Origin of the sequence: Sinorhizobium sp. 7-81 (genome assembly GCF_030124405.1) — a bacterium.
Classification (GTDB): domain Bacteria; phylum Pseudomonadota; class Alphaproteobacteria; order Rhizobiales; family Rhizobiaceae; genus Sinorhizobium; species Sinorhizobium psoraleae.
In genome coordinates, this window is the sequence record NZ_JASKLT010000002.1 from 721,629 (window position 1) to 740,247 (window position 18,619).

Genomic DNA, 18,619 nt, shown 5'->3' on the forward strand with positions numbered 1-18,619 from the left:
AACAGATTCGCATTCTCGGCGTTTAGGGCAAGAAAACGCCCTTTATGCCTGGTCTTTCCTTCGAAAGTTCGGCGGATGGCGCAACCGACGAGCCATTGCCACGGAACAAACCTGCCGATAAGCGGTTGGCTGTCGGAAGGGACAATCAATTGGAGAACTTCCGATGACGAGTATTCTCATCAAGAGTGCAGTTGCCTTGGGCCTCGGCGTCGCGTGCAGTCCAGCCTTCGCGCAAACCGAGCAGCCGGCGCAGGGCCAATCCAGCGATTGCCCCGCCGGAACGGAATGCCCGCAGGGCGGGGCACAACAGGGTCAGCAGCCTGATGCTCAAGGAGGAACAGGCCAACCGGATCCTGGGCAGGCGGGTGAGGGCCAGCAGCAACAGACCCCTGATCAACAGCAGCCGACCGACCAAGGGGGCGCCGGCCAGCAACAACCGGACCAGCAGCAGGACCAGCAGGGCGAGACTGGCACGACCCCGAAGCCGGATCAGGGCGGCTCGCAAACCGAGCAGCAGGGCACCGACACTCAGACTCCGCAACAGGGCACAGATCAGCAGCAGCCCGCACAGGGTGAAACTGAACAGCAGCCGTCGCAAGGGGAATCGGAACAACCCGCCCAAGGCGAAACTCAGCCGTCACAGCAGCAGGGTCAGACATCCGGTTCATCCGGAGACGTTAACGTGACGGTGGAGCAGAAGACCGAAATCACCCAGGTCATAAGGGAAGAAAACGTCGAACCCATCGACGTTGATTTCGACGTGTCCGTGGGGGTAGCGGTTCCCGAGACCGTCAAGGTCAAGCTGAAACCGCTTCCGACGCGCATCGTGAGGATCGTACCGGAATACGAAGGCTACCTGTTCTTCGTGCTGGCGGACGGCCGGATAGCCATCGTGGACCCGTCATCGCTGGAGATCGTGGTCATCATCGCGTAGCGCCTTGCCGGAGGTCCACCTGGCTTACCGGGTGGACCATCCAACTTCTCGAGGGATCCCCGCCCCGGCGGTCGGTCAGCCGGCCGCCGGGTGTGCAGGGATCAGGCATTGAGCGATTTTGCAAACGGCATGACGCGGATCCGCTTGCCGAGCGCCTTGTAGGCTGCGTTTGCAACTGCTGGGCCGATCGGCGGAACTCCGGGCTCGCCGATGCCCGAGGGCGGATTGGCGGAGGGCACGATGTGAACCTCGACCTTCGGCATCGCATCGATCCTCAGCGGCGTGTACATGTCGAAATTGCCCTGATCGACCTTGCCATCCGTGAGCGTGATTTCCTCGCCGAGTATGGCACCCAGCCCGAAACCAATGCCGCCCTCGACCTGCGCCCGGACCTGGTCGGGATTGATTGCCAGTCCGCAGTCCACGGCAGCGACGACGCGCTCGACCTTGATGCCGCCATTCCCATCGCTCGAAACCTCGGCGATCTCGGCCACGACGGAGCCGAAGCTTTCGGCGATGGCGACGCCGCGGAAGCGGCCTTCGGCGAGCGGCTTCTCCCATTCCGCCTTTTCGGCCGCGAGCTTCAGGACCTTTGCGTGACGCGACTCCGGTTCGAGCATGGAGAGGCGGAACTCGACCGGATCGCGGCCTGCCGCCTCGGCCACCTCGTCGATAAAGGTTTCGGCCGCAAAAGCGGTATGCGTTGAGCCGACGGAGCGCCACCACAGAACCGGCACCCCGACCTCAGTGGTTGTCAGGCCGACCGTCTGGTTCGGAATGGCGTAGGGAAGGTTGTGGGCGCCTTCGACCGAAGTCGGGTCGACGCCATTCTGGATCATGCCCTGGAAGGCGGTCTTTGCCACGATCGACTGGCCGACGATATGATCGTCCCAAGCCACGAGCTTTCCGTTCTCGTCTAGCCCGGCCTTGAGGCTGTGCACGTAGGCGGGCCGATAGCGGCCGGCGTGCATGTCATCCTCGCGGGTCCATTGCACCTTTACAGGCGCGCGGAACCCGATGGCCTTGGCCGCATAGACGGACTCAACGACGACATCGCCGTCGAACACCGCCCGCCGGCCGAAGCTGCCGCCGGACTTCATGACATTGAGGCGCACCTTTTCCGGAGCAATGCCCGCAATCTCGGCGGAAAGGCGCTGATAGACGTCCGGGAACTGATGCCCACCCCAGACCTCAAGCGTGCCGTCCTCGTTCATCCGCGCGACCGCGTTCAAGGGCTCCATCGCCGCATGAGCGAGATAGGGGAATTCGAAGCTTCCCTCGATGACCTTTGCGGCGCTCGCGAAGGCGGCTTCGGCGTCGCCGTCCTTGCGGGCGACCGCCGCCGGCGGTTTCTTGGCCAGGTCGCGGTACATGGACATGAGCTCATCCGTGCCGCGCTTTTCCGCCGCCGTTTCGTCCCATTCGACGGTGACGGCGTCACGGCCCTTGATCGCCACCCACATGTGCTCGCCGATCACGGCGATGCCGCGCGGCGTTTCGACGACGTCGACCACGCCCTTGAGAGCCTTTGCGGCCGAAGCATCGAAGGACTTCACCTTCGCTCCGAAAAACGGCGGATGGATCATCACCGCCGTCAGCATGCCGGGAAGCTTGACGTCGATCGTGTACTGCTCCGTGCCGTTCGCCTTGCGGGCGCTGTCGAAGCGCTTCAGCCCGGCATTGCCGATAAGTTTCCAGTCCGACGGCTGCTTGAGCGGCACATCGGCCGGTACCGGCATGGTTGCCGCCTTCGCGGCGAAGACGCCGAAACCGCCGCTCTTGCCGGACGGGTGTGACAGGACGCCGTTTTCGACAGTGATCTCCGCTGCGCCGACGCCCCATTCGGAGGCGGCGGCGGCGACCAGCATGGCGCGGGCCGCAGCACCCGCCTTGCGATAGCGTTCCCAGGACGAAGCCATGGAAGTGGAGCCGCCGGTGCCCTGGAGGGCGCCACCGAAGGCGATATTGCCGTAGACCTTCACATTGCCGGCGGCACCGATCACGTCGATCGTAGACCAGTCGGCGTCGAGTTCCTCGGCGACGAGCGTGGCAATACCGTTATAGGAGCCCTGACCCATTTCGAACTGGGAGGAGAGCACAGTCACCTTTCCATCCCCGTCGATCGTCAGGTAGGGGGAAAAGGAATGCGCCTCGCGCGTGCTCGTCGTTTCGGCGGCGGCCACTGGCGATGCTGCCAGCAGGCGATAGCCGACGGCGATTCCGGTACCGGCCGCGAGCGCGCCGAGCAGGAACTGCCGCCGCGACGCCTCGATCCGGGCGGTAGGAAGGGCAACCGATTGCATCAGTTTCGGGATCATGGCTCAGGCCTCCAGACGCTTTGCGGCTTCGTGAATGCCGGCACGGATTCGATGATAGGTGGCGCAACGACAGAGATTGCCCGACATGGCCGCGTCGATGTCCGCGTCGGTGGGTTTCTGATTGGTCGTCAGGAGGTCCGTTGCAGACATGATCTGGCCTGACTGACAGTAGCCGCACTGGGGAACGTCGAGATCGGCCCAGACCGCCTGCACCGTTTCGGCAACCTTCCCCTTCAGCCCCTCGATTGTCGTCACCTTGGCCCCTTCGATGTCACCGATGAAGGTTTGACAGGACCGTACCGGCGACCCGTCCACATAGACCGTGCAGGCGCCGCATTGCGCCATGCCGCAGCCGAATTTCGTCCCGGTCAGCCCGACAAGGTCGCGGATAACCCAGAGAAGCGGCATATCCGCTTCGGCGTCGAACGTACGTTCGACACCGTTGATCGTAACATTCACCATGGTGTTCTCCTTGCGTTATGCCGTGGTCGCGGGCCGCGCAACGCGGCAGGGCGCTTCGCACCCGGCGGCCACCAGACCGCCGCAGCAGCTTAGGAGACCATCCTTGAGGCCGGAAGATTCAATCCTGTCGAATTGTTGCCCATTCCTGCCGACTTGACGCAATTGTGATCATGGGGCGAGGGCGCTGCATGTCTGCCTGATAGTGGCCTGTCCTGTTCCGGCGGTGCCGGCGCTACCCGACTGGATTGCGCTTTGTCGAATCATTGGAGTTCAGGATCGCCTTGATGTCACGCAACGGCGGATGCCCGAATGCGCGACGATATTCCCGGCTGAACTGTGTCGGGCTCTCGTAGCCAACCCGCAACGCGGCCGTTGCAGCGTCAACCGACTGAGCAAGCATCAGTTCTCGTGCGTGATGGAGCCGCAGATGTTTCTGGAACTGCAAGGGGCTCATCGCTGTCATCGCGCGGAAATGATGGTGCAACGTCGAGACGCCCATATTGGCGATCTCCGCCAACTCTTCGACCCGCAGCGGACTGGTATAGTTCTCCTTCAGCCATGCAACCGCCTTTGCCACCCGGTTGCTGTTCGTGCCCGCAAGCGCGAAGCGGCGCAGCCGCGCCCCCTGCTCGCCGGTAAGCAGCCGGTAGAGGATTTCGTTTTGGATATGATTGGCGAGGAACGGTATGTCCTTCGGCGAATTCGCGAGTGAAATCAGGCGAAGCAAGGCGTCGAACAGTTCCGGCGTGGCGGTGCCGACGGCGACGCCGAGGTCGCGCTCCGGCATACCGGTCGGGTGTATGTCGTGGTCGGCTATGATGCGCCGCAGCTTCTCCAAATCAAGCCGCAGCGAGGCTGCGACATAGGGTTGGGCCTCGCTTGCCGCACAAATCTGGGCGGTCACGGGCAGGCCGATGGCGGTCAAGAAGAAGCAGGATTCATCGTAGATGAGCGTTTCGTTGCCCACATGGACATTCTTGCTTCCCTTGATGATCAGGGAGACGCTGGGTTCGTAGACACCGGAAAACGGTCCGGCCGGCTCGACGACACGATAGAGCGAAAGTCCAGGAATCGTGTGCTTGAAGGAGATCCCATCCCAGGGCAGTTGCGAAAGCTTGTCGAGAATTTGCGCGCGAAGCGGCGCAGTTTCCTCGCGCAGGTCCCGCTTCTGGAACATGGTCTTGCTCATTGTCACTCCTGGGCCTTGACCGTTCTCTATCGCAACCTGGGTCACATTTCTTATCACATTATTTTGATTTCGAGAGAATCAGGCAAGAATAATCCACAATCGAGCATGCGGGATCTCAGCCGGTCTGCCCGAGTGGCGCGCCCTCGGCGGCAAATGCAGATGGCACAGATGCTTCCTGCGCTCACCAAGATGAGGCCGATTGAGCGCGGCGGACATCAGTAAGAAATTCGAATGCTACCCGTGTCGGTCGCGGTGAACTCAGGCTCAGGATAGGCGCCCTGCCATTGAGCATAGGTTGTGTTGATATCGCCAGAACCGGTGCTTGCGCATGCCGAAAGTGCCAGAAGCGCTACGGCAGCAATCAGAAATCTAAGAGGCATGGTTTTCTCCAATCACGGGAGATTGCCCAGGCCTCGAGGGCCAGTGTCAAATTCTCCCTCAAATCATCTTCAATGGCAAGCGGGCTTCGCACGTTCAGGCAGTTACGCCAATGGGGTTTCAGCTTTGCCGTGCGGCAAGGAACCAACGGCGATGCCGCTGCCGCAGAGCCGCTGGCGCCCACCATTGACAAATACCGGACATGAGGCGAGCCTCCGCAGGACGTGGCGAAAAAAGATCGCAGAAGTTCGTGCCGAAGCGCTTCGCGCGACCGCCGAGGCGGCCTAAAAAAGGCGGCGGACAAGCTTATTCAGTATGTCGATAACGAAACCATCACTGCGGCACAGGAGGTCTTCGAGAGAATGGATTCCGTCGGCCAGAGCAAGGTCTCGCAATCGTGATCGAACGGCGCCCCTCGGTCGTCATCATCGGCGGCGGCTTTACCGGGGCCGTCGTCGCGGCAAGTCTCGCCCGCGACAGTAGCATGGAAGGATGGCAGATCGCCGTCTTCGAGCCGCGCGAACGTCTCGGCTGCGGCCTTGCCTACGATACCGACGACCCGGCGCATCGGGTCAATGTGCCGGCAGGGCGCATGAGCCTCGATGCGGACGATGCCGACCAGTTCGTCCGCTGGATGCAGCTTCAGGGAGAACCGCGTGACGACGCGGAGGCGCTGGCGCCGGACGGCCATCTCTATCCACGCCGCGGCCTCTTCGGCCGCTATGTCGCCGATGCCGTGGCGCCGTTCCTTGGCAACGGCCGCATCACCCACCACCGGCAGCGGGTCATCAGCGTCGCGCGGCGCGGCGCCGACTGGGAAATCCGTGGGGATGCTGGCACAACACTTCGCGCCGACGTGCTGGTGGTCGCGACCACGCATCCCGCTCCTGCGGCGCCAGCAGGCATCGACGACGTGTTACGGGGGCACCCGCGCTATGTGGCGGATACCACCGTGCCCGGCGCCCTTGCGGCCATTCGCCCTGACGACCATGTCCTGATCATCGGCACCGGCCTCACGGCGGCGGACGTCATCGCCTCGTTGCGCACGACGGGCCGAACAGGCCCGATCACCGCCTTTTCCCGCCGCGGCCTGCGCTCGCGCGGGCATGCGAGCCGCGCCCAGGATCCCTATGGCGATTTCACGTCGCCGCTATCGGCAACGGCGACAGATCTCCTCGTGCGGGTGCGCAGGGTTGTCGCATGTGCGGAAGCGGACGGCTTTTCCTGGCATGCGGTGTTCGATGCGCTGCGCAGCCAAGGCGGAGAGATCTGGCGCAATCTCCCGGTGGCGGAACAGCGGCGGCTGCTACGTCATCTGCGCCCCTTCTGGGACGTTCACCGCTTTCGCGTCGCGCCGCAAATCGACGCGATCGTCAGAGCCGGATTGCAGTCGGGCGACATTCGCATTCTGGCGGGTTCGATCGATAGGCTCGAGCGAAACGGCGACGAGATCGCTGCCACGTTCCGGCGGCGGCATGGGGCAGGGATCGAGCAGTGGAATGTCGATGCCGTGGTCATCACAACCGGCCCGGCACACAAATCCGTGTTGAAGAGCCAGATCTGGCTCGAAACACTTTCGGCGGATGGCCATCTGCAGCCGGACGCGGTCGGGCTCGGCCTTGCCTGCAGCGAGTCGAGCCGGGCGCTCGACAGGCAAGGGCGGGAAACGGAGACCCTTTTCATCGCCGGACCGCTCGCCCGCGGAACCTTCGGTGAGCTGATGGGGCTGCCGCAGGTCAACGATCACGCGATCTTCGTGGCGGCGCAGGTGGCTGCGCTCGCGCGGGGGCAAAGAGCGACGAACGTCGCTCTGTCGCGAGACGACGGATCGGAGACATTACGGGCTGCAACGACTATCAGTTGACCGCCCGCGCAGAAGCCAAATGAAATTGTGAAAAGTCGAGGCGACTGCTGTCTGCCCCGGTTCGTAATCGACGCGGCAGCCGCGTCTCACTCGGCGTGCGATACCTTCGTCGCTGCACCGGTGTCCGCGGCCAATTGGATTGCGTCGAGAATCTGGGCGGCGCGCAGGCCGTCGAGGGTCGATCCGTTCCGCATCGGGCGGTTCTCGGCGATCGCTTCGAGAAACTCGTGGATCATGAACCCGAACACTTCTGCGTAACCGATCGCGACGCCATCGTGGGGAACGGGAAGCAGGCCGGCATAGGGCAGGGCCGGGTTGTTCGCGACGAGCGCAAAGGGGGATTGCCCGCTCCCGTCGAAACGCGCGATCTCATAATGGGATGGCATGCGAGAATTGTAGCGCAGCGCGCCCCTGGTGCCGGTGATCGACAAGGACAGCGTGTTGCCCATGCCGACCGCGACCCGGCTTGCCATGAACATGCCCTGGCAGCCGCTTTCGAAGCGAAGCAGGGCGGATGTGACATCGTCGTTGTCGACCGGTCTGCTTTCGGTGCTGAGTGCAACCTTGTCGTGACCGATGCTGGCGGACGCCGGCAGAAACCGCTCCTTGACGGAAATCGTGGCGATGGCGCCGACGACATCTGACACTTCTCCGCAGAGAAAGCGGGCCGTATCGATCGCATGGGTTCCGAGATCGAGCAGCGCGCCGGGGCCGGCGCGGCTCCGCTCATAACGCCAGCTGTGCGGCAGATTGGGATCGGCCGCGTATTCGCTTTCGTACTGGATCAGAGCGTTGACGAGATCGCCGATTTCTCCCGCGATGATGATCTCGCGCATCGCCGCGACGGCAGGAATGCGGCGGTAGTTGAAGACCGTCGCGGAAACGACTAGCGATGCCGTCGCGGCGCGATGGATGCGCAGCGCCTCATCGGCATTGAGGGCGAGCGGCTTTTCACAAAGGACGTGCTTTCCGGCGGCGATCGCCGCCAGCGTCACCTCCGCATGGAGCGCGTTCGGCAGGCAGATGCTGACGATGCCGACACCAGGATCGTCGAGAACCGCATGGAGGTCGGTCTCCGTCTTTTCGAAGCCCCAGGTTGCGGCAAGCCGGCCGGCCAGCGCCCCGTTGCCGTCGCAGACGGTTGCAAGGCGCAGACCGGGAATGCGGTCCCTGAAGCGCGGCAAATTTGTCCGGTAGCCGAATGCGTGCGCGGCGCCGATCATACCAGCGCCGATGACGGCGATAGCCTTGCTTTCCATTCTCTCCTCCCGAGGAGATGTAGCAGAGCCGCGAACTCAGCGTATGAGAGCCTCCCGATAACGTCAATCAAACTCGCCTTAACGCTGCGTGCCGGTGCGAACACGACCACGCACCGAATGGGAGTTTGTCGCGAAGGACGGCCTCGAAGGCGCGGAACTCGCCTGGGCGACGAACTTGTCCCGGACGGCCGGTTCATGAGCAATGCTTGTCTGCGCTGCTGTTGCCGTGAGCCGCCGCATTGGCTGAGCTTTCGGCAGCACTTCCACGGCAGGTTGCGAGACGCCTACCCCTTTCGGCAGTTCTGACCTATATTAAACGGCGATCACGTTTATGCATTCGGGTCGTTCAGGCTTGAGATCACCGTGATCCGAAACGACCCTGAGGTTATGGCGGCGAATGTCCCGAATCCTCATCCTGCTCATGACATTGTTATCGGTGTTCGCGTTTCCCGACCCGCCTGCATCCGGAGCCGAGCGCCGCGCGGTGGTCTTGCACGTGAACGGCGCGATCAGCCCGGCAACTGCCGAATATGTGACGCGAGGGCTCGAGCGGGCCAAGACGCGTGGCGCATCCCTGGTCGTATTGCAGATGGACACGCCAGGCGGCCTCGACACATCGATGCGCGACATCATTCGCGCCATCCTCGATTCTTCCGTACCGGTCGCAAGCTTCGTAGCGCCGAGTGGGGCGAGGGCGGCGAGCGCCGGTACCTATATCCTCTACGCCAGCCACATTGCGGCGATGGCGCCGGGCACCAATCTCGGCGCCGCAACGCCGATCGCCATCGGCGGCGGTCTTTTCGGCGGCGATGAAGAAGGCGACAAAGATGGTTCCGGCGAGGCGGACCGGCCGAGTGGCGCGAAGCAGCCAGCCAATGCTGGTGAAGCAAAAATGATAAACGATGCGGTCGCCTATATCCGCGGCCTCGCCGAACTGCGCAACCGCAACGCCGATTGGGCGGAGCGGGCAGTGCGCGAGGCCGCGAGCCTTTCGTCGACGGCTGCCGTTCGCGAAAAGGTTATCGATTTCACGGCTGCCACCGTCGGCGACCTTCTGAAGCAGGCGCATGGCCGCACGGTTCGTGTCGGCCAGACCGATATCCGCCTCGATACGGCTGGTCTTGCCATCGAGGACCTGCTGCCTGATTGGCGGACACGCCTCTTGTCCGTGATCACCGATCCAAACGTCGCCCTGCTTTTGATGATCGTCGGCATCTACGGGTTGATCTTCGAGTTTCTGACCCCCGGAACGGTCCTGCCCGGCACGATCGGCGGCATAAGCCTCCTGCTCGGGCTCTATGCCCTTGCGGTGCTACCGGTGAGTTATGCCGGCATCGGGTTGATCATCCTCGGCGTGGGGCTCTTGGTGGCCGAGGCGCATGCGCCGTCGTTCGGGGCGCTCGGCCTCGGCGGCGGGGTCGCGCTTGTGCTCGGCGCAGCCATCCTGTTCGACACGGATGTCCCGGGCCTGCAGGTCTCCTGGCCGGTGCTTGGCGGCGTCGCCATCGCAAGCCTCGCCTTCAGCCTGCTTGTCGCGCGTCTTGCCTTCATCTCGCGCCGGCACAAGGTGGCCACCGGGGCGGAGCAAATGATAGGCATCTCCGGCACCGTCGATAGCTGGACGGGCGCCACGGGCTACGTCATCGCCCATGGCGAACGCTGGAAGGCCATCAGCGGCGAGCCGCTCGCCGCGGGAGAAGACGTGACGGTCGTCGGACGCAACGGATTGACGCTGAAAGTCGCGCGCAGTGAATCGCAAAGCTAAGCGCCTCGGCAGGAGAAGGTCATGGACATAGTCGGAAGTCTTACCCCCTTCATCGCGGCGCTTGTGGTGCTGCTCATCGTCATTGCCTACGCAATCAGGATCCTGCGTGAATATGAACGCGGCGTCGTCTTCACACTAGGGCGGTTCACCGGCGTCAAAGGACCGGGGCTGATCCTGCTCGTTCCCTATGTCCAGCAGATGGTGCGGGTCGATCTCAGGACGCGGGTGCTCGACGTTCCGAGCCAGGACGTCATTTCGCACGACAACGTTTCGGTCCGCGTCAGCGCGGTCATTTATTTCCGGGTGATCGATGCTGAAAAATCGACAATCCAGGTCGAGGACTTCATGGCGGCGACGAGCCAGCTTGCCCAGACGACCTTGCGGTCCGTGCTCGGCAAGCACGACCTCGACGAAATGCTGGCCGAGCGCGACAGGCTCAATGATGATATCCAGAAGATACTCGACGTCCAGACGGATGCCTGGGGCATCAAGGTCGCCACCGTCGAGATCAAGCATGTCGACATCAATGAATCGATGATCCGGGCGATCGCACGCCAGGCGGAAGCAGAACGCGAACGCCGCGCGAAGGTCATCAACGCCGAGGGCGAACAGCAGGCGGCGGCGAAGTTGCTCGAAGCGGCCCAGATCCTCGCCCAGCAGCCGCAGGCGATGCAGCTGCGTTATCTCAGCACCCTCAACGTCATCGCCGGCGAAAAGAACTCGACGATCATCTTCCCGTTCCCGATGGAACTGGCGAACATTCTCGCAACCAAGACGGGCGATTCCTCGCAATAAAGCACACGAGAAACGCGCTGCTCAATCTCGTGGCAAACCCGCCGGCCGCAATTGTTTCTTCAGCGCGGCGATGCGGAAGATGGCATTGGCGGCGCCGTAGCCGCGGTAGCCGCGCCGCTCCACGATCTCGAAGAAGAACCCCTCGCCGTATGTCGGACTGTAGAGCTGAAAATACTCTCCGTGCTCATCGCGGTCGTAGAGAATATTTGCCTTTTTCAAGCGCTCGATCAGTTCCGGCTCAAGCGCGAAGCGGGCCTCGATGTCGTCGTAGTAGTTCGGTGAGATCGGCAGCGCGCGAAAACCATTCGTCTGCAATGCCCCGGCCGCCGCGAAGATATCGTTCGTTGCAAAGGCGAGATGCTGGACGCCGGAGCCGAAGGTCTCGGCGATGAAGTGGCCGGCGAGGGTGTTGCGGTTTTCGGCGCCGTTCAGCGTGATGCGCAACGATCCTGCGTCATTCTCCACCACCTGGCTGCGCACCAGCCCGGCCGGGTCGATGATGTCGACCATCGGTGTTTTATGCACGTTGAGCAGGGAGTTGTAGAAGAGAAGCCAAGTCAGCATTTCCTCGTATTTGACGGTTTGCGCGACATGGTCGACGGAGATGAGGCCGGCCGGCGTCGTCGATTGGTCGTCCTCCGCCGGTTCGAATTCGATCTCCCAGATGCGCGCAAGCTCCGACCGTTCATCGAGGAAATAGATGATGCCGCCGCCGACGCCGCGTATTGCCGGTACCGAAAGCTCACCGGGGGCGACGGCCTGTGCGAAGGGTTCGGCGCCAAGCGCCTTTGCGCGCTCGACGGTCGCCGCGGCATCGTCGACCATCAGCCCAATGGCGTAGGCGGAGGTGCCATGCACGAGGTAGGAGGCATTGGCGAACCCCTCGCGTTCGGTGTTGATGACCAGATTGATTGCGCCCTGCCGGTAAAGCGCGACGCGTTTGGTCTTGTGCTTCGCGGCTTTGCGGAAACCGAGCGTTTTCACCAGCGCTTCCAGTTCGGCCGCCTGCTCTTCGTCGGCCGCAAATTCGATGAAGGCGACGCCTTTCACCTCGGCCGGCGCCGGCATCGCCGGTACCGACAAGGGTGTATCGGGCTCGGCGCGCTTGACCTGATCGCCGAGATAGATCAGCGAGCGGCGGCCATCGACAGCAATGGCGCCGGCGTTGCCGCCGCGGAACTGGTCGTTGAAGATTTCGAGCGACAGGTAGCCATCATAGCCCGTCGCCGCGACGGCACGCATGAAGTCGGTGACGGGAAGGTCGCCCTCGCCGGGCATGTTGCGGAAGTGCCGGCTCCAGTAGAGCAGGTCCATGTCGATCAACGGCGCGTCGGCGAGTTGAATGATGAAGATTTTCTCCTTCGGGATCGAGCGGATCGAGTTGACCTCGATCTTGCGAGACAGCGTGTGAAAGCTGTCGAGGATGAGGCCGACATTGGGGTGATCGGCGCGCCGGACGATCTCCCAGGCATCGCGATGATCGTTGATGTGCCGTCCCCAGGCGAGGGCCTCGTAGCCGACCCTGAGGTTCCGCTTCGCCGCCCGCTCGCCGAGCTCGCGGAAATCGGCAGCCGCCCTGTCGATGCCGCCCTGCGCCGCAGGCGACACATTGGAGCAGACGAGCACCAGATCGGTTCCAAGCTCCTGCATCACGTCGAACTTGCGTTCGGCACGGTCGAAGGTTCGCGTGCGAAGCGGCTCCGGCATGCCCTCGAAATCCCGGAACGGCTGGAACAAGGTGATATTGAGGCCGAAGTCACGTGCCATCCGGCCGACCTCGCGCGGGCCCTCGTCGAAAGCGAGGAAATCGTTCTCGAATATTTCCACGCCGTCGAAGCCGGCTTTGGCGATTGCCTGCAGCTTGTCCTTGAGATCGCCGCTGAGCGAAACGGTGGCTATCGAGGTCTTCATCGTCCTGTCCTCGTTTGGGCTCAACGCCGGATGCGCCTGCGCGTCAGCCGGTCATCGTCCTGAAATGGCCGAGCATGCGCGTCGCGTCGGGCTCGAGCCCGGTAAAGAGCCGAAAGGCGCCGACCGCCTGGAACACGGCCATGCCGCCGCCGTCGAGCGTCAGGCATCCGCGCCGACGCGCCTCCTTCAGAAGCGCCGTTTCCAGCGGAAAATAGACGATCTCCGCCACCCAGTGGCGGCGCTCGAGAAGTTCGGCGTCAAGCGGCAGACCGGGATATTTGGCCATGCCCGTCGGCGTCGCGTGAATGAGGCCGGCGGCTGCTCGCATGGCTTCGGTGAGGTCGGTTCCCGCCATGATTTCAGCATTCGGGAAATATCCGGAGAGCATGCGGGCGAGGGACGGCGCCCGCTCCGGTTCACGGTCGAATACGGTCAGGTGCCGCACGCCAAGTGACAGTGCCGCATAGGCTGTCGCGACGCCTGCGCCGCCGGCGCCGAGTTGCACGACCGAGGAGAGGTCGGCTCCGGGGAGGCCGCGACGGAAGCTCTCGGCAAAACCCCACCAGTCCGTATTATGGCCATAGCGCCGCCCGCCCTTCAGCACCACGGTGTTGACGGCGCCGAGCGATCGCGCCTCGGCGGCGAGTTCGTCAAGGTGCGGGATCACCGCCTGCTTGCACGGGTGGGTGATGTTGACGCCGGCAAGCCCTCGCTTCTCGGCGTCGGCGAGCAGTCGCGAAAGGTCCTTCTCGCTCGCGCCCAGCATATTGAGATCGATCAGCTCGTATTCGTAGTCGAGCCCTTGGGCCGCGCCCTCCGCCATGTGCATCGCCGGCGTCAGCGAGGCCTGTATGCCGGCGCCGATCAGGCCGGCCTTCAAGGATCTTACAAGCGTATCGGTCATGGTCTCCGGTTCCATGTGTTCGTACCAACGAGGTCCGCGGGCGCTGGGCAGGCCCGTCCTTTCGCGAGACGGGCCTGCGGCTTCCTCGTTACTGGCCGCGTACGGCGCCGATTTCCTTGAAGAGGGCCTGCACCGTCTCCTGGCCGATGTCGGCGCTGAACTTCTCGATCATCGGCTTGACCGCGTCGCGCAGGCGCTGCGTCTCCTCGGGGCTGAGTTCGCTGATCTCCATGCCGGTCTTGCGGATTTCCTCGAGCGCTGCTGCATCCTGCTCGCGCGACACCTTGCGCTGGAAGTCGCGTGCCTCGACCGCGGCCTGCTGCAGAACCGCCTTCTCCTCGTCATTGAGGCCGTCCCAGAACTTCTTCGAGATCAGCACGATCTGCGGGTTGTACTGGTGACGGGTCAGCGTCATGTATTTCTGCACCTCGTAGAACTTCGCGTTGAGGATGTTTGCGGACGGGTTCTCCTGGCCGTCGACGGTTCCCGTTTCGAGCGCGGTGTAGAGCTCGGTGTAGGGGAGGGGTACCGCGTTCGCCCCGAGCGAGTTGAAGAGCTCGACCGGGATCGGCGACTGGATCGTGCGGATCTTCAGGCCCTTGATGTCTTCGAGCTTCGTGACCGCGTGGCGGTTGTTGGTGAGGTTGCGGAAGCCGAGTTCCCAATAGGCAAGGCCGACGAGCCCGGTGTCGGGCAGGCGCTCCATCAGGCCGGTGCCGAACGGGCCGTCCATCACCTTGTCGGCCTCCTCGCCGCTGTTGAAGAGGAAGGGAAGGTCGACGGCGCCGAACTCCTTGACATTGCTTGCAAGAATGCCGGCGTTCAGCACCGTCATCTCGATGACGCCGCCTTGCAGCGCCGAGACGGTCTGCACGTCACCGCCGAGCGTGCCGCCCGGGAAGAGCTTTACCTCGATCTTGCCGCCGCTCTTCTCCTTCGCGAGCTCGGCGAATTTCTCCATGCCGGTCACCTGCGGGTGGCCCTTGTTGTTCGCCGAGGCGAATTTGATGGTCTGGTCGCGGATTTCCGCCAGTGCCGGTCCGGCCGTCAGCAGTGCCAGGGGCAGGGCGAGGCCCAATGCCAGTTTCGTCAGTCTGTTCAACATGTTTTCCTCCCAGGTTTGACCGGTGTCACGCCGGCCGTGTTGACAGTCAGAAGTCGCGCCCGTCAGTGCCCGAACCAGGAGACCGGAACGGTCACCAGCTGAGGGAACAGGACGAGCAGGAAAAGAACGATCAGCTCCGCGATGAGGAAGGGCATCACGCCCTTCATCAGATCTTCCATCGACAGTTTCGAAACGCCGCAGATGACGTTCAGGACCGTGCCGACGGGCGGCGTGATGAGACCGATCGAGTTGTTGATGATGAAGAGCACGCCGAAATAAACCGGGTCGATGCCCGCCTGCTTGATGATCGGCATAAGTACCGGTGTCATGACCAGGATGGTCGGCGTCATGTCCATGGCGGTGCCGACGATGACGATCAGAACCATGATGGCGATGAGCAGCGCCGTCTGGTTGTCCATCAGCGGCTCGACGAGCGCGGCGAGCGCGCCGGGCACATCGGCGACGGTGATCAGCCAGGCCGAGACTGCCGCGCAAGCGACCAGGAACATGACCACAGCGGTGATCTTCGCGGCCGAGACGAATACGTGGAAGAGCTGCGCCGGCGGCAATTCGCGATAGACGACCATCGAGACGAAGAGCGAGTAGACGGCAGCGACCACGCCCGCTTCCGTCGGCGTAAAGACGCCGAACTTCAGCCCGACGATGATGATCACCGGCAGCATGAGCGCCCAGAAGCTGTCGATGAAGGCCTTGAGGCGCACGGCGCCACTCTCTCTCGGCGGCAGCTCGAACTGCTCATTGCGGGCGACGAGTAGCCAGGTGACGCAAAGGGCGGCGGCGATCATCAGCCCAGGGAAAATGCCGGCGAGGAAGAGCTTGGTGATCGAGACGCCACCGACCACCCCGTAAAGGATGAAGCCGATCGACGGCGGAATGATCGGGCCGATGACCGAGGCCGATGCCAGCAGTCCGCCGGCGCGCGCCGGGTTGTGTCCGCTTTTGAGCATCATCGGCAAGAGGAGGGCGCCGAGTGCGGCCGCATCGGCGACAGCCGAGCCAGAGAGGCTCGAAAGGATGCAGGCTGCGAAGATCGCCACGAATCCGAGGCCGCCGCGGATATGGCCGACCATCGCCATCGCCAGGGCGACGATGCGGCGGGAAAGGCCGCCGGTGTTCATGACCTCGCCGGCCAGCAGGAAGAAGGGAACGGCCATCAGCGGGAAGCTGTCGGCACCGTTCAAGACGTTCTGCGCGACGATTTGAGCATCGAACATGCCGAGATAGAGCATCAGTGCCACGCCGCTCAAGATCAGAGCGAAGGCGATCGGCACACCGAGTGCCATGGGTCCGAGAAGCGCGCCGAGAAAGATGGTGACTGTCATCGTCGCCTCCTCAATGCTTCGGCGAGAGCTGGCCGAGCACGGGCTTGGGCAGATCATCGATGGCGGCCTCATCCTCGCTCTCGCGCACGAGGTCGACCGTCGTCAGGTCGATGCGGCCGGTCGCGATCGCGAAGGCGTCGGAAAGAAGGATCAGGAAGGCCGGTATGCCGAAGGCGAGACCGGCGCCGTAGAAGAAGGCCATTGGAATGCCGGTCGCCGGCGCACCGACATGGAGGTTGATCAGCGTCTGCGTCCAGCTACCACTGATCACCAGCCACGTGGCGTAGAGCATCAGCGCATGGCCGCAAAGGACAGCAAGCTTTGCACCGAATGGCGGCAAGCGCTTGATGAGGGAGTCCACGCCGAGGTGGCCATGCTCGCGCATGGCGACGACGGCGCCGAGAAACGTGAGCCAGACGAAGAACATGCGCGACAGCTCCTCGGAAACCGTGATTCCCTGGTTGAAGGCATAGCGCAGGACGACATTGCCGAAGACGAGCACGACCATGCCGGCAAGCAGCAGGGCAATCGTCACCTTCAGCGCGAGGAAATAGAAATCGATGATGCGGGCCATTCGCTCCTCCCAAGCGTCGAACGAGCGTCAATGCTAGCATTGTGCACTCGCCGGTGGCTTCTCCTACCCAAGCCGGACGTTCGGCCTGACGGCCGGGACCCGCGCTCCTCCGCGCAAGCTCGGCATGTTCTTGAACAAAAATGTACTAACTAGTTCGGAAAATCAAGATAGGCTAAGGTTGAAAGGAAAGGCCAAGGTGAATATGTCTTGATGTATCCCCCGGGAGATCCGTGGGTCGACGCTGCCCGTTCTGGCAATAAGATCGACGAAACAAGAACTTGGGGAAAAGCGGGGGCAGGCGATGAAAATGGCGGAGCGGCAGGCGAACGGCAGGAAGAACGATCCGCAGCGGACGCAGGAAGACATCCTCGAAGTTGCGACGGAGGAATTTTCTACCCACGGTCTGGCGGGCGCGCGCGTCGATCAGATCGCCGAGCGCACCCGCACCTCGAAGCGGATGATCTATTATTACTTCGGCAGCAAGGAAGCGCTGTATCTCGCAGTGCTCGAGCGATCCTATCGCAAGATCCGCACGCTCGAAGCCGATCTGGAACTCGCGAACCTTGCCCCCGAAGAAGCGCTTCGTACGCTGATCGCAACCACCTTCGACCATGACGAAGCCAATCCCGACTTCGTCCGCTTGGTCAGCATCGAGAACATCCACCATGCCGCGCATATGCTGCGTTCGGAGGCAATCCGCGACCTCAACGTCTCGGTCATCCAGATGATCGAGGCCATCATCGCGCGCGGTCTCGCCGACGGCACCTTTCGCCGCAAGGCCGACCCGATCGACGTCCACATGCTGATCAGCGCCTTCTGCTTCTTCCGTGTCTCGAACCGCTATACATTCGGCACGATTTTCCGCCGCGACCTCTCGGAAAAGACGACGATCGAACGGCACCGCGCGATGATCGCGGATGCGGTCATCAGCTATCTGAAATCGGCGGAAGGCGGGCCTGCTTCCGCGTAGTCTACAGATATAGACCGCGTTCCTTTGTGCGTCTCAAAAGCCCCACGGCGCCGTAATCAAGGGACGAGTACCGCTGCCCCGCTGAGCCTGCCGGCGCGAAGATCGGCGAGGGCGCGATTGGCTTCCTCCAGCGGATAAGCGATGGTGTGCGTCTTGACGCCGGCTGCTGCCGCGATTGCGAAAAACTCGCGGGCATCCTGGCGCGTGAGGTTCGCGACCGAAACGAGTTCGCGTTCTCCCCAAAGGACGGCATAGGGCATGGCGGGGATATCGCTCATATGGATGCCGCCGCAGACCACCCGACCGCCTTTGCGGACTACTTTCAGCGCTGCCGGTACGAGGCTTCCGACGGGCGCGAAGATGATTGCCGCGTCGAGCGGTTCCGGCGGAAGCTCGGCCGAACCGCCAACCCAAAGCGCCCCGAGGTCGAGGGCAAAGCGTTGCGCCGCCGCGTCCTCCGGGCGGGTAAAGGCGTAAACCTGCCGCCCCTGCCAGACGCAGATCTGAGTGATTATGTGTGCAGCGGCACCAAAGCCGTAGATCCCGATCCTCCTGCCGTCGCCGGCCCGCTTCAGCGAGCGCCAGCCGATGAGGCCCGCGCAGAGGAGCGGTGCAAGTGATACGGGATCGCCACCGGGATCAAGATCGAAAGCATAGTCGGCATCCGCGATGACATCCGTGGCAAAACCGCCGTCGCGGGTATAGCCGGTGAACAGCGGATCATCGCAGAGATTTTCCGCGTTCGAGCGGCAATAGAAGCAGCTCTGGCAGGTATGGCCGAGCCAAGGGACACCCGCGCGCCGGCCGATGCGTGCCGGATCGACACCGCTGCCGACGGCTTCGACGAT

At 63.0% G+C, this 18,619-nt stretch carries 15 protein-coding genes and 1 pseudogene; 5 read left to right on the forward strand and 11 right to left on the reverse strand.

All coding sequences use genetic code 11. The features are described 5' to 3' along the window. Positions 1 to 163 precede the first annotated feature (163 nt). Positions 164 to 934, forward strand: coding sequence for a DUF1236 domain-containing protein (locus QN224_RS10605; RefSeq protein WP_283976617.1), 771 nt, complete (start codon positions 164 to 166; stop codon positions 932 to 934). A 101-nt stretch (positions 935 to 1,035) separates the two neighbouring features. On the opposite strand, the gene QN224_RS10610 is transcribed toward QN224_RS10605, so the two are convergent. The 4 genes from QN224_RS10610 to QN224_RS10625 all read right to left on the reverse strand — a co-directional run bounded on the left by QN224_RS10610 (position 1,036) and on the right by QN224_RS10625 (position 5,283). Next, positions 1,036 to 3,252, reverse strand: coding sequence for a xanthine dehydrogenase family protein molybdopterin-binding subunit (locus QN224_RS10610; protein ID WP_283976618.1), 2,217 nt, complete (start codon positions 3,250 to 3,252; stop codon positions 1,036 to 1,038). 3 nt (positions 3,253 to 3,255) lie between these two features. Further along, positions 3,256 to 3,714 (reverse strand): (2Fe-2S)-binding protein, encoded by a 459-nt coding sequence (locus tag QN224_RS10615; RefSeq protein ID WP_283976619.1) that lies wholly within the window; start codon positions 3,712 to 3,714, stop codon positions 3,256 to 3,258. Positions 3,715 to 3,946: 232 nt separating this feature from the next. Beyond that, positions 3,947 to 4,903, reverse strand: coding sequence for an AraC family transcriptional regulator (locus QN224_RS10620; protein WP_283976620.1), 957 nt, complete (start codon positions 4,901 to 4,903; stop codon positions 3,947 to 3,949). Between the two features lie 215 nt (positions 4,904 to 5,118). Continuing rightward, entirely contained in the window at positions 5,119 to 5,283 is a 165-nt protein-coding gene (locus QN224_RS10625; RefSeq protein WP_283976621.1) for a hypothetical protein, read from the reverse strand. Between the two features lie 392 nt (positions 5,284 to 5,675). On the opposite strand from QN224_RS10625, the gene QN224_RS10630 reads away from it, so the two are divergent. Continuing rightward, positions 5,676 to 7,145: an FAD/NAD(P)-binding protein gene (locus QN224_RS10630; protein ID WP_283976925.1), complete on the forward strand. Its 1,470-nt coding sequence runs from the start codon at positions 5,676 to 5,678 to the stop codon at positions 7,143 to 7,145. Between the two features lie 86 nt (positions 7,146 to 7,231). Here QN224_RS10630 and QN224_RS10635 read toward each other — a convergent pair whose 3' ends face one another. Beyond that, positions 7,232 to 8,404, reverse strand: coding sequence for a Gfo/Idh/MocA family oxidoreductase (locus QN224_RS10635; RefSeq protein ID WP_283976622.1), 1,173 nt, complete (start codon positions 8,402 to 8,404; stop codon positions 7,232 to 7,234). Positions 8,405 to 8,801: 397 nt separating this feature from the next. On the opposite strand from QN224_RS10635, the gene QN224_RS10640 reads away from it, so the two are divergent. After that, positions 8,802 to 10,169 carry a nodulation protein NfeD gene (locus QN224_RS10640; protein WP_283976623.1) on the forward strand — a complete coding sequence of 456 codons (1,368 nt, stop codon included), beginning with the start codon at positions 8,802 to 8,804 and terminating at the stop codon, positions 10,167 to 10,169. A 21-nt stretch (positions 10,170 to 10,190) separates the two neighbouring features. Further along, positions 10,191 to 10,964, forward strand: a complete 774-nt coding sequence (locus QN224_RS10645; protein WP_283976624.1) for a slipin family protein — start codon at positions 10,191 to 10,193, stop codon at positions 10,962 to 10,964. Positions 10,965 to 10,985: 21 nt separating this feature from the next. Here the strand turns inward: QN224_RS10645 and QN224_RS10650 are convergent, their stop codons facing one another. The 5 genes from QN224_RS10650 to QN224_RS10670 all read right to left on the reverse strand — a co-directional run bounded on the left by QN224_RS10650 (position 10,986) and on the right by QN224_RS10670 (position 16,801). Further along, on the reverse strand, positions 10,986 to 12,875 hold the full coding sequence (locus QN224_RS10650) for a sugar phosphate isomerase/epimerase and 4-hydroxyphenylpyruvate domain-containing protein (RefSeq protein WP_283976625.1): 1,890 nt from the start codon (positions 12,873 to 12,875) through the stop codon (positions 10,986 to 10,988). A 43-nt stretch (positions 12,876 to 12,918) separates the two neighbouring features. Then, positions 12,919 to 13,779: a shikimate dehydrogenase gene (locus QN224_RS10655; RefSeq protein ID WP_283976626.1), complete on the reverse strand. Its 861-nt coding sequence runs from the start codon at positions 13,777 to 13,779 to the stop codon at positions 12,919 to 12,921. A gap of 88 nt (positions 13,780 to 13,867) precedes the next feature. Then, positions 13,868 to 14,884 (reverse strand): TRAP transporter substrate-binding protein, encoded by a 1,017-nt coding sequence (locus QN224_RS10660; protein WP_283976627.1) that lies wholly within the window; start codon positions 14,882 to 14,884, stop codon positions 13,868 to 13,870. Between the two features lie 62 nt (positions 14,885 to 14,946). Next, on the reverse strand, positions 14,947 to 16,227 hold the full coding sequence (locus QN224_RS10665; RefSeq protein ID WP_283976628.1) for a TRAP transporter large permease subunit: 1,281 nt from the start codon (positions 16,225 to 16,227) through the stop codon (positions 14,947 to 14,949). Between the two features lie 10 nt (positions 16,228 to 16,237). After that, positions 16,238 to 16,801, reverse strand: coding sequence for a TRAP transporter small permease (locus QN224_RS10670; protein ID WP_283976629.1), 564 nt, complete (start codon positions 16,799 to 16,801; stop codon positions 16,238 to 16,240). 307 nt (positions 16,802 to 17,108) lie between these two features. Here QN224_RS10670 and QN224_RS10675 point away from each other — a divergent pair, with 307 nt between their 5' ends. Next, positions 17,109 to 17,771: a TetR/AcrR family transcriptional regulator gene (locus QN224_RS10675; RefSeq protein WP_283976630.1), complete on the forward strand. Its 663-nt coding sequence runs from the start codon at positions 17,109 to 17,111 to the stop codon at positions 17,769 to 17,771. A gap of 56 nt (positions 17,772 to 17,827) precedes the next feature. Here the strand turns inward: QN224_RS10675 and QN224_RS10680 are convergent. Then, a pseudogene (locus QN224_RS10680) lies at positions 17,828 to 18,619 on the reverse strand (alcohol dehydrogenase catalytic domain-containing protein); the annotation flags it as partial.